Raw genomic sequence first — 9,761 nt, forward strand, 5'->3', positions numbered from 1 at the left:
CTTCGCGAGTTCGAGCAGCCCCACCTTCGCCCGGATGATCTGCTGATCCCTGGTCATCGTCCCTCCAAACGCCGAAGCCGGGCGTTTCGCCACCCCAACCGCTCCACGCCCGGCCTCGCCTCTCACCTCAGCTTCAGGACATCGTCTGTCAGATCAAGTGCTGACTTATACAGGTGAGCGCCTTCCTCGCCCGCCCGCTCGAAGGTGCGTGGCCCTGCCTCTGGCTCGACGCCACCTACATCAAGGTCCGCGATGGCGGGCAATCTGCATGCCGGCCCTCGTCCCGATCCGTTTCAACAGCGATATCAAGGCAGCCTGTCAGCGCCTGCTGAAGGCCGGGAAGGCCAAGAAGGCTGCCATCACCGCTTCGCCACCGGACCTTCGGAGGCGTTCGGCGGGGCGGCCGTCCACCGGACGCCTGCCATTTTCCGCCTCACCCTTCCGGACCGGGTTCCTCGGTGGTCTCGCCGATCGCGGCCTGCGCGGCGTGAAACTGGTGATCGCCGACGACCACAAGGGGTTGCGCGCCGCCGCGCGGCGGGTGCTCGTTTTGGCGCCGGCCCGACGGTCGTCACCTTCAACGGCGTGCGGGACGCGCGGAGCTTCCGCCAGTCGCGCACGCAGATCGCCGCGGATCTTTCTCGCGCGATCGCCATGGGACGAAGGGGCACCTGATGGCATTCCACGAGATCCGGTTTCCGGACAACATCAGCCGAAACGCGCGCGGCGGGCCGAGGCGCTTGACCGAGATCGTCGAGCTCGCCTCGGGCGACGAGGAGCGCAACAGCCCCTGGGCCAACTCGCGCCGGGTCTACGACGTCGCCTATGGCATCCGCGACGCCGACGATCTCGCCCGCGTCGTCGCCTTTTTCGAGGCGCGCGGTGGTCAGCTGCACGGCTTCCGCTTCAAGGACTGGGCCGACTACAAATCCGGCGCGCCGCTCGCGGTCACCGAGCCGACCGACCAGCCGCTCGGCATCGGTGACGGCGCGATCACGACCTTCCAGCTCGTCAAGCTCTACCGCTCCGGCCCGCACAGCTGGACGAGGGTGATTCAGAAGCCCGTCTCGGGCACGACGCGCATCGCGGTCGAAGGCGTCGAGCAGCTCGCGGGCTGGAGCCTCGAGGTCGCGACCGGGATCGTCACCTTCGACGCGGCCCCCGCCCCTGGCGTCGCGATCACCGCCGGCTTCCAGTTCGACGTGCCGGTCCGCTTCGACACCAACCAGCTCGACGTCACGCTCAACATCGAGCGGCTCGGCTCGATCAGCTCGATCCCGCTCATAGAGGTGCGGCGATGAAGGTGCTCCCGCCCGGCCTTGCCGCCCATCTCGCCAGCGGCGCGACCACGCTCTGCTGGTGCTGGAAGCTCACCCGGAACGACGGCGCGGTGCTGGGCTTCACCGACCATGACGTCGCGCTCGCCTTCGCCGGCACCGAGTTCGAGCCCTCCGGCGGCTTCACCGCCTCGGAGATCCGCGCCGGCTCCGATCTCGGCGTCGACGCGCAGGATGCCGAGGGCGTGCTCTCGTCCGAGCGGATCACCGAGACCGACATCCTCGACGGCCGCTACGACGGCGCCGAGGTCGAGGTCTGGCGCGTCAACTGGCGCGATGCATCGGAGCGCGTGCTGATGCGGCGGGGCGTGATCGGCGAGATTCGCCGGGGCCGGACCGCCTTCACCGCCGAGATGCGGTCGCTCACGCATCTGCTCGACCAGCCGGTCGGCCGCTCGTTCCAATACGCCTGCGACCGCGGGCTCGGCGACGACCGCTGCAGGGTCGATCTCGCGACGCCCGCCCACGCCGGCGCCGGCGCGGTCATCGACATCCTCGGCGATCGCGCTTTTGTCGCCAATGGCCTCGGCGCTTTCGCCGAGAGCTGATTCACAACGGCCTGCTGACCTGGACCAGCGGCGCCAACGCCGGCCGCGTCGCCGAGGTGATGCTGCACGCGAAGGACGTCGTCGTCAGTCTGACGCTGCTCGAGGCGCCGGTGCGCGGGATCGCCGCGGCGACGGCTTCACCCTCGTCGCCGGCTGCGACAAGACCGCCGCGACCTGCGCTTCGAAGTTCGCCAACATCGCGAACTTCCGCGGCTTTCCGCATATCCCCGGGCAGGACACCGTGCTGCGCTATGCGAAGCCCGGCGCCGCGAACAGCGGAGAGCCGCTGTGACACTTCGATCGGTGAATGGGGATGATGCCATCCCCGCCGATCCGGCGCGGGTCATAGCCGCCGCCCGCGCCTGGCTCGGCACGCCATACCACGATCAGACGAGCGTGCCCGGGGTCGGCTGCGACTGCCTCGGCCTCGCGCGCGGCGTCTGGCGCGCCGTGGTTGGGTCCGAGCCGGCCGACGTGCCGCCCTATGGCCGAGGCTGGAGCGAGATCGGGGCGCGTGAGGTGCTGGCCGAGGGCGCCCGCGCCCGGATGATCGAGATCTCACTGACCGATCTCCAGCCAGGTGCTGTGGTGCTCTTCCGGCTGCGCGACGGCGGCGTCGCACGGCACGTCGGGAACCTGACCGGCGAAACCTCCTTCATCCATGCCTGCGAGCGGCTCGGCGTCATCGAGCAGAAGCTGACGCTGGCCTGGCGGCGGCGTCTCGCTTTCGTCTTCCTCTTTCCTGAGCGGACCACCTGACCATGGCGACACTTCTTCTCGGCGCCGCCGGCACCGCGCTCGGCGGCGCGCTCAGTGGCTCGCTGCTTGGCCTCTCGGCGGCGAGCCTCGGTGGCATGAATGGCTCGACCCTCGGCGGCCTGGTCGATTCCTGGGTCATCGCATCGCTCCAGCCCGGGCAGCGCACCGAGGGCGCGCGGCTCGACGCGACCCGGATCACCTCGGCGACCGAGGGCGCGGTGATCCCGCGCGTCCACGGCACCGCGCGGGTTGGCGGCAATATCATCTGGGCGACGGATTTCCGCGAGGAGACACGCGAGACTTCTCAGGGCGGCAAGGGCGGCGGCGGCCGGGTCACCACGACCGAATATGCCTATTCGGCGCCGTTCGCGATCGCCGTGTGTGATGGCTCCGGAGCCGGTCCCGAAGGGACCATCCTCTCCAGTGGAGAGGATGGAGGCGGAGGAGGCCCGGCAGGGCGGGGAATCACCGGCATCGGCCGGATCTGGGCCGACGGCGCCTTGCTCGACACCACCGCGCTGACCTGGCGCTGGTATCCGGGCTCCGAGGACCAGGAGCCGGATCCCGCGATCATCGCCGCGTTGGGCGCCACCGCGACCCCCGCCTATCGCGGCACCGCCTACGCGGTGTTCGAGGATCTGCCCCTCGGCGAGTTCGGCAACCGATTGCCGCAGCTCACCTTCGAGGTCTTCGCGCCGATCCCCGATCCGGACATCGCCGAGGGCATGGTCAGGGCAGTGACGCTGATCCCGGCCACCGGCGAGTTCGCCTATGCGACCGACGTCGTTCGAACCGAGCGCGGCGCCGTGAACGCCAACGCCGCCGAAGACCGGGCGGATCTGCTGGTCTCGCTCGACCAGCTCGAGGCGCTGGCGCCGAAGGTCGAGAGCGTGTCGCTGGTGGTAAGCTGGTTCGGCACCGATCTCCGCGCCGGTCATTGCGCGATCCTGCCCGGCGTCGAGCAGGTCGCGCGGGACACAGAGCCTGTGAGCTGGGAGGTCAGCGGTTTCGACCGCGCCGAGGCCTGGCTGATCTCGCGCGTCGAGGACAACCCGGTCTATGGCGGCACGCCGTCCGACGGCTCGGTCATCCAAACCATCCAGGATCTGCGGCGCCGGGGCTTCCGTGTGACATTCTACCCGTTTGTTCTGATGGACGTGCCGGCCGGGAACGCGCTGCCGGATCCCTACTCCGACGCCGCCGCCGCGACCGACCGGCCAGCCAGCCTTTCCCTGCCGCGGCCGGATCACGGGCTCGCCGGCACCAGGCTATGCTTGGTCGGTCGACCAGACGCCCGCCGCCGAAACCCAGATCGCCGCCTTCTTCGGCGCGGCGCGGCCGACGGACTTCGCCGTCGCCGGTCAGCGCGTCGCCTGGACCGGCGGCGCCGATGCGGGCTACGCGCGGATGATCCTGCACTACGCGCATCTCTGCGCGGCGGCCGGCGGCGTCGACGCCTTTCTGATCGGCTCCGAACTGCGCGGCCTCACTACCCTGCGCTCCGACGCGTCGACCTATCCCGCCGTCGCGGCGCTCGTGGATCTCGCGAGCGATGTCCGCGGCATTCTCGAGCCCGACACTGCGATCAGCTACGCCGCCGACTGGTCGGAGTACTTCGGGCATCATCCCGACGATGGCTCCGGCGACGTCCGCTTCCACCTCGATCCACTCTGGGCGGATCCGAACATCAGCTTCGTCGGCATCGATCGACAACTACATGCCGCACTCCGACTGGCGCGACGGGCATGATCATCTCGACGCCCAGGCCGGCGCGCGCTCGATCTACGACGCCGCCTATCTGCGCGGCAACGTCGCCGGCGGCGAGGGCTTCGACTGGTACTACGCCTCGGCTTCGGATCGCGCGGCGCAGACCCGCACGCCGATCACCGACGGCGCGCACGGCAAGCCTTGGGTGTTCCGGCCCAAGGGACTGGTCGCCTGGTGGTCGAACCCGCATGTCGACCGGCCGGGCGGGATCGAGGCCGGCGCGCCCACGCCCTGGCTGCCGTGCTCGAAGCCGATCCGCTTCACCGAGCTGGGCTGTCCGGCGATCGACCGGGGCACCAACCAGCCCAACGTCTTCGTCGACCCGAAATCCTCGGAGAGCTTCGTCCCCTACTTCTCGCGCGGCTGGAGGGACGATGCGATCCAGCGGGCGTACCTCGAGGCGGTGCTCGGGCATTGGGGCGACCCGGCGCGCAATCCGGTCTCTCCGCTCTACGGCGGTCGGATGCTCGACCTTGGCGAGAGCGTGGTCTGGTCCTGGGACGCGCGGCCCTGGCCGCACTTCCCGGCGCTGACCGAGGTGTGGTCCGACGGGGGCAACTGGCGCCTCGGCCATTGGCTGACCGGGCGGCTGGGCGCGGTGTCGCTGCGCGCGCTGGTCCGAAAACTCTGCCGCGCGGCCGGGCTGCCCGACGCGCGGCTCGACGTCGGCGACCTCCACGGCGCCGCGCGGGGCTATGTCATCACCGGGATCGAGTCGCCGCGCACCTCGATCGCGATGTTGGCGCGGCACTTCGGCTTCGACGCCTGCGAGACCAAGGGCGTGCTCCGCTTCGTCTCGCGCGGGCAAGCATCCGCGCTCCGGATCAGCCCGGACGAGCTGGTCCGCACCGGCGATACCGCGGAGGTGCTCGAGCTGGTGCGCGGCCAGGAGAGCGAGATCCCGCAAGCCTTGAAGTGGCAGCTGGCGCGCGACGACGAGGAATACGACGCGGTGGTGGTCGAGGCGCGTCGCGCCACGGTCGACTCGGCGCGGATCGCCAGCGAGACGTTTCCGATCGTGGTCGCCCCCGAAGAGGCCGATCGCCGCTGCCGCCGCGCGCTCGCCGAAACCTGGGCCGGACGCGAGAGTGCGAGCTTGGCCCTGCCCCGTCGCGGCTCGCGCTCGATCCGACCGATGTGATCGCGCTCGAGCACGACGGGCGCGACATGGAGCTGCGGCTCGGCCGCATCACCGATGGCGCCGCGCGGCGCATCGAGGCAACCCGCCAGGATCGCGCCGCCTGCGACCTGCCACCGCTTGCGACGCGCGGGGCAAAGCTCACGCGGCCGGTGCTGTTTCCGGCACCAACGCTCGTGTTCCTCGACCTGCCGGTGCTGACCGAGACGAGCACGCCGTACCGTCCCCTGCTCGCGGCGAGTTCCGATCCCTGGCCGGGCCGGCTCGCGGTCACTCGGAGCGAGGATCCCGAGGAAGGCTTCGCGCTGCTCACGACCCTCAACCGCCGGGCCAGGATCGGCACGCTGGCCTTCGATCTCTACGCCGGCCCGGTGCACCGCTTTGACCGCGCCAACGCGCTCACCCTCGACCTCGGCTGGGGCGAACTCACCAGCATCAGCGACACCGTCCTTTTCGCCGGCGGCAACGCGCTCGCGCTCGAGACCGCGCCCGGCACCTGGGAGGTCGTCCAGGCAGGTACGGCCGAGCTGGTAGCAGTTGGCCGCTACCGGCTGACCCGGCTGCTGCGCGGCCAGCGCGGCACCGAGGGCGCGATGGCACCGGTGGTCGCCGCCGGCGCGCGGATCGTCGTGCTCGACGCGGCGCTCACCGAGCTCCCGATCCCGGCCGAAGCGGTCCGCGTGCCCGCCTTCTGGCGCGTCGGTCCCGCGAGCAAGGGCGTCGGCCATGCCTCCTACGCCCAGGTCGCGTTCACGTCGCGTGGCGCTGGCGCCGAGCCGTTCTCCGGGGCGCATGTCGCGCAGCCCTGGCGGCGCGGCCGCGCCGTCGGCGATCTCGTCATCGACTGGATCCGGCGGTCGCGCGATCCCGCCGCCGATGTCTGGGGCCGGGGCAAGGTTCCGCTCGGCGAGGAGGTCGAGGCCTACGAGGTCGACATCCTCGATGGTGCGATTGTTCTGCGAATCCTCTCGGCGACCGCGACCCGCGTGACCTACACCGCCGCCGACGAGGTCGCCGACTGGGGCGCGCCGCTCGGGTCGGGCGATCGGCTCGACATTGCGATCTTCCAGATCGCGCCGGTCGCCGGGCGCGGCGCCCCCACCCGAGAAACCCTGATCTTCTGAGAGGTCATCAGCATGGCAACCTCGACCCACCTCCTCCTGCCCTACCTCGCATCCTCGCAGGCGCAGAAGCACGTCACCCACAACGAGGCGCTGCGGCTCCTCGACGAGCTGGTCCAGCTCGCGGTCGTCGATCGCGACCGGACGGCGCCGCCGTCCAGTCCCGCCGATGGTGCGCGCTACCTCGTCGCCGGCGGTGCCACCGGCCTCTGGGCCGGCTGGGACGGCAGCGTCGCGATGTTCTCCGACGGGACCTGGGTTCGGCTGCTTCCGCGCCCGGGCTGGATCTGCTGGGTCGAGGCCGAGTCCGTGGCGCTGGTCTGGACCGGCTCGGCCTGGACCGACCTCGTCTCCGCGATGGGGCTGATCGCCCGAGGCGCCGAGGTTGAGGTCGCGACAGGCCCGGCCGGGTTCAGCACCGGCATGGCGGTGCGCGAGCAGCTGATCTCCGGGCTCTCCGGCACCTCGGTCGAGCCGTCGATCACCGTCCCGAACCGGGGAATCCTGCTCGGCGTGACCACGCGGGTGACGACGGCGATCACGGGCGCGACCTCGTTCTCCTGCGGCATCGCCGGCGAGGCGACGAAGTTCGGAAGCCTGCTCGGGATCGCGGCGGGGTCGACCAATATCGGCGTCATCGGTCCGACCGCGGTCTACGCCGACACGCCCGTGGTGCTGACAGCGGCCGGTGGCGCCTTCACCGTCGGCGCGGTGCGGATCGCCATCCGCTTCCTGACCTGCGCCGCGCCCTGACGAACCGCGCGCGAGCGATCAAGGCTCGCGGCCCGTGATCGATCCGCTTTGACCTGACCACCCGGCCCGTCCCCGACAGGTCTCTCCCTGGAGTGCCATCATGACATGCTACTGGATCGGAGCCGCGCGCCGCGCGGCGCCGGAGGATTTTGTGCGCGCCGCCGAGGCGCTCGACTGTTCTATCGCGGCGATCCGGGCCGTCTGGGCTGTCGAATGCTCCGGAGGACCGTTCCGCGCCGACGGATCGCTCGAGCGACGCTTCGAGCCGCACAAGCTCCGGAAGCCGGCCGGGACTTGGCGCACCAGCGCGCTACTCTCGTCGCTGGCGCGGGAGGCGAAGTTCACCGCCGCCTTCGCGGCGGATCCCGATGATGCGCTCCGCGCCACAAGCTGGGGCGGGCCACAGATCATGGGTTTCAACGCCGGCGCGGCGGGCTTTGCCTCGGCCTCGGCGATGGTCGAGGCGATGGCCGACGACGAGGGCGCGCAGGTCGACGCCTTCGTCGCGCTGATCCAGCGCTGGGGACTGGCGGCGACCCTCCGCGCAGGGGACTGGCGCGGCTTCGCGGCGCGCTACAATGGTGCCCCGAATGTCGCGGGTTACGCGGCGCGGATCGAGCNCGACCCTCCGCGCAGGGGACTGGCGCGGCTTCGCGGCGCGCTACAATGGTGCCCCGAATGTCGCGGGTTACGCGGCGCGGATCGAGCTGGCCTACCGGCGGCGGAGCGTCACAGCCTCACCCGCGCTGCGCCGCTGACGCGATCAAGGTCCAAAGACGCGCAAACTTCGGGAAGCGCCGGCGATCGCCTTCGACCGCTGGTCCAGATCCGAGACAGACCGACCCGTTCGGCCCCTCAGCTGTGAACGGCAGGCAATAACCGCTTGAGGCGAGCACCGCAAATGTTACCATCGCACGTAGAGAATGTGCTTGCACGTCAGAATAATCTGCGTGACGAGCTGCCAGCTGGCGGGCGAAATGTGCTCTGGGGGGACAGGCGCATGAACAACGTGAGGCAAACTGCGGCGGGTAGCTCCTCCGTAGACAACTACCTTGACGTGCAGCATTGCGTTATTCGTAGAGGCGTGCAGACCGTCACACAGCTAGCGAAGCGTCAGCCTACCTGGTTGCTCATTTCGAGCAACCGTTGTGTGGTCCACAGAGCGCCCTTCCAAGTGGCGCGTATGGCGGACCGATCTCTGAGTGTCGGCCAGTGCTAACTGCTGCGCGTCATGAGCGAGGATAGTAGCTGGCACTGGCAACTCGAACTGAAGCTGCGAGTCTGTCAGGGGAATGCATTTCAGACTTTTATCGGCGATCTGATGGAAGCGCGTTTTGGCGACGATTTCGTACGTGTGAAGCCATACGGAGCTCTAGGAGATAACGGGTGTGATGGCTATCGGCTGTCAGACGGTGCCGTCTTTGCCTGCTACGGGGCGCAGAACGGAGCAGCGGGCTCTGTCTCTCATCTTCTAGCGAAAATGGACGACGATCTCGCCAAGGCTAGACGCCACCTTAGCGCGATCATGAAAAGTTGGCACATGGCGCATAACATCGTGGAAGGCCTACCCGTCGAGGCCACGCTAAAGCATAAGGCGATCTCCGAAGCTAATCCTGAGCTGTCGGTCTACTTCTTTGGTCCCGCAAAGATCAAAGAGATCATGGGACAACTTACCGAAGCTGATCGGACGAAATTTGTTGGACCTGTCGCCCGCAACAGCGATTATCAGCATCTTCAGCTCGGCGACGTGCGCGACCTGGTCGCTGCTATCATCACTGCTATCGACTTCGTGGAACTTCCACCCGGAGATGTCGCCCCTGTCTCACCGGAAAAGTTGGATTTCAACAAACTTTGTGGATCATCACGGCAGCTGCTGCGGGCTGGCTTGATCAACACACCCCATATCCGAGCCTATTTTGAGAACCATCCCGACCCGATGCGTGGTGAAGCCGTCGCTCGGGTCTTCAGGAACCGTTACGCTGAGCTGAAGGCGCAGGCGCTTGCGCCGGATACGATCCTGTCAGAGCTGTACCGTTTCGTCGCTGGCCCGGCGGACGTTCAAATCCCGCGCCAAGTGGCGGCATCCAGCCTACTCTCCTACCTGTTTGAAAGCTGTGACATCTTCGAGAACCCTGGCTCTTCAGAGGCAGCCGAATGATCTTGCCTGCTAAGCATCTGCCGCCGGAGCGATGTCTCTCCGGAATCGGGGCAGTCATTGTTGCCCAGTGGTCTTGCCCCCATTTCACCGGACACTCAGGCGGTTGCGGTTTCAGCTGCGATGAACTCGCGGGGCGAGCGCATTTTCAGCCCTGAGTGCGGGTGGTTTTCGTTGTAGTCC

At 68.7% G+C, this 9,761-nt stretch carries 10 protein-coding genes and 2 pseudogenes; all 12 read left to right on the forward strand.

Annotated elements, in window-relative coordinates; translation table 11 throughout:
- Positions 1-170: 170 nt before the first annotated feature.
- Positions 171-544, forward strand: a pseudogene (locus ACLJK8_RS20555) (transposase); the annotation flags it as partial.
- Between the two features lie 130 nt (positions 545-674).
- Complete coding sequence (locus ACLJK8_RS20560; protein WP_413152230.1) at positions 675-1,301, forward strand: TIGR02217 family protein; 627 nt, start codon at positions 675-677, stop codon at positions 1,299-1,301.
- Positions 1,298-1,885, forward strand: a complete 588-nt coding sequence (locus ACLJK8_RS20565) for a DUF2163 domain-containing protein (protein WP_413152231.1) — start codon at positions 1,298-1,300, stop codon at positions 1,883-1,885. Before ACLJK8_RS20560 ends, ACLJK8_RS20565 begins: the two co-directional genes overlap by 4 nt.
- Positions 1,857-2,177, forward strand: coding sequence for a phage BR0599 family protein (locus ACLJK8_RS20570; protein ID WP_413152232.1), 321 nt, complete (start codon positions 1,857-1,859; stop codon positions 2,175-2,177). Before ACLJK8_RS20565 ends, ACLJK8_RS20570 begins: the two co-directional genes overlap by 29 nt.
- The gene (locus ACLJK8_RS20575) at positions 2,174-2,644 is read left to right on the forward strand and encodes a peptidase (protein WP_413152233.1); all 471 of its coding nucleotides are present in this window, start codon (positions 2,174-2,176) and stop codon (positions 2,642-2,644) included. Before ACLJK8_RS20570 ends, ACLJK8_RS20575 begins: the two co-directional genes overlap by 4 nt.
- Before the next feature lie 1,407 nt (positions 2,645-4,051).
- Positions 4,052-4,393 carry a glycoside hydrolase TIM-barrel-like domain-containing protein gene (locus ACLJK8_RS20580; protein WP_413152234.1) on the forward strand — a complete coding sequence of 114 codons (342 nt, stop codon included), beginning with the start codon at positions 4,052-4,054 and terminating at the stop codon, positions 4,391-4,393.
- Positions 4,362-5,552, forward strand: a complete 1,191-nt coding sequence (locus tag ACLJK8_RS20585) for a glycoside hydrolase TIM-barrel-like domain-containing protein (protein ID WP_413152236.1) — start codon at positions 4,362-4,364, stop codon at positions 5,550-5,552. Before ACLJK8_RS20580 ends, ACLJK8_RS20585 begins: the two co-directional genes overlap by 32 nt.
- Complete coding sequence (locus tag ACLJK8_RS20590; RefSeq protein ID WP_413152237.1) at positions 5,549-6,673, forward strand: hypothetical protein; 1,125 nt, start codon at positions 5,549-5,551, stop codon at positions 6,671-6,673. The genes ACLJK8_RS20585 and ACLJK8_RS20590 overlap by 4 nt, the downstream gene beginning before the upstream one ends.
- Positions 6,674-6,685: 12 nt before the next feature.
- Complete coding sequence (locus ACLJK8_RS20595) at positions 6,686-7,423, forward strand: DUF2793 domain-containing protein (RefSeq protein WP_413152238.1); 738 nt, start codon at positions 6,686-6,688, stop codon at positions 7,421-7,423.
- Positions 7,424-7,523: 100 nt separating this feature from the next.
- Positions 7,524-7,922, forward strand: a pseudogene (locus tag ACLJK8_RS20600) (N-acetylmuramidase domain-containing protein); the annotation flags it as partial.
- A gap of 91 nt (positions 7,923-8,013) precedes the next feature.
- Positions 8,014-8,181, forward strand: a complete 168-nt coding sequence (locus tag ACLJK8_RS20605) for an N-acetylmuramidase domain-containing protein (RefSeq protein ID WP_413152240.1) — start codon at positions 8,014-8,016, stop codon at positions 8,179-8,181.
- Positions 8,182-8,654: 473 nt separating this feature from the next.
- Positions 8,655-9,581 carry an ABC-three component system protein gene (locus ACLJK8_RS20610; RefSeq protein WP_413152239.1) on the forward strand — a complete coding sequence of 309 codons (927 nt, stop codon included), beginning with the start codon at positions 8,655-8,657 and terminating at the stop codon, positions 9,579-9,581.
- Positions 9,582-9,761 lie beyond the last annotated feature (180 nt).

The organism is Amaricoccus sp. W119 (genome assembly GCF_047275745.1).
Taxonomy (GTDB): Bacteria; Pseudomonadota; Alphaproteobacteria; order Rhodobacterales; family Rhodobacteraceae; genus Amaricoccus.

Bases quoted from the DNA above. Each gene is read 5' to 3' on its own strand.
- ACLJK8_RS20560 (WP_413152230.1), top strand. From the start codon at position 675: ATGGCATTCCACGAGATCCGGTTTCCGGACAACATCAGCCGAAACGCG.
- ACLJK8_RS20565 (WP_413152231.1), top strand. From the start codon at position 1,298: ATGAAGGTGCTCCCGCCCGGCCTTGCCGCCCATCTCGCCAGCGGCGCG.
- ACLJK8_RS20570 (WP_413152232.1), top strand. From the start codon at position 1,857: ATGGCCTCGGCGCTTTCGCCGAGAGCTGATTCACAACGGCCTGCTGAC.
- ACLJK8_RS20580 (WP_413152234.1), top strand. From the start codon at position 4,052: ATGATCCTGCACTACGCGCATCTCTGCGCGGCGGCCGGCGGCGTCGAC.
- ACLJK8_RS20585 (WP_413152236.1), top strand. From the start codon at position 4,362: ATGCCGCACTCCGACTGGCGCGACGGGCATGATCATCTCGACGCCCAG.
- ACLJK8_RS20595 (WP_413152238.1), top strand. From the start codon at position 6,686: ATGGCAACCTCGACCCACCTCCTCCTGCCCTACCTCGCATCCTCGCAG.
- ACLJK8_RS20610 (WP_413152239.1), top strand. From the start codon at position 8,655: ATGAGCGAGGATAGTAGCTGGCACTGGCAACTCGAACTGAAGCTGCGA.